This window comes from Acinetobacter sp., assembly GCF_036666595.1.
Taxonomy (GTDB): domain Bacteria; phylum Pseudomonadota; class Gammaproteobacteria; order Pseudomonadales; family Moraxellaceae; genus Acinetobacter.
Window position 1 is genome coordinate 1 of sequence record NZ_JAVWVO010000097.1, and the last position, 648, is coordinate 648.

Here is a 648-nt window from a genome sequence, read left to right on the forward strand (position 1 = left end):
GATTTAGCCCGTGCGCATTTATGTGCGTTGAATAATCGTTTAAATGCTCAAGGTTGTCGTGCATGGAATATTGGCACAGGCAATGGTTCATCGGTTTTACAAGTCAAAAATACCTTTGAACAGGTCACTGGCGTAGCAGTTGCTTTTGAGTTTGTAGCACGGCGTGAAGGGGATGTAGCAACATCATTTGCCGATAATACGCGTGCTGTAGCAGAATTGGGCTGGCAGCCGCAATATGGCTTAGAAGATATGTTGGCAGATAGTTGGAATTGGCAAAAACAAAACCCGAATGGTTATCGTGATTAATATCCTAAGTAGTTTTGTAGCTCGTTCATCAAATCAAAAAGGAGCTAAATAAAAGCTCCTTTTTGATTAATTGAGGTTTTTAGCCTTCGATCAATTGGGTCACTTCATCCACATATGCCTGGATGCTTTTTGGATTTTGATCGCGACGGCTTTCAATGTTTAAACGCAATAGTGGTTCAGTATTTGAAGCACGGACATTTAAACGCCATTCACCGAAATCTAGACTCACACCATCTGTGTAATCAATCACTGGTTTTTGCTCATCATAGTGATCAAAAATCTTTTGAATCGTAGTTTGAGTATCAGCAACTTTAAAGTTGATTTCACCTGAACATGGGAATT

The 648-nt window shown here is 40.0% G+C and carries 1 protein-coding gene and 1 pseudogene; one reads left to right on the forward strand and one right to left on the reverse strand.

Translation table 11 applies throughout. The features are described from left to right. The coding region (locus tag RR876_RS16980; protein WP_332637190.1) for a GDP-mannose 4,6-dehydratase at positions 1–306 on the forward strand (306 nt) is incomplete at its 5' end. 79 nt (positions 307–385) lie between these two features. On the opposite strand, the pseudogene RR876_RS16985 reads toward RR876_RS16980, so the two are convergent. Beyond that, positions 386–648, reverse strand: a pseudogene (locus tag RR876_RS16985) (phosphomannomutase CpsG); the annotation flags it as partial.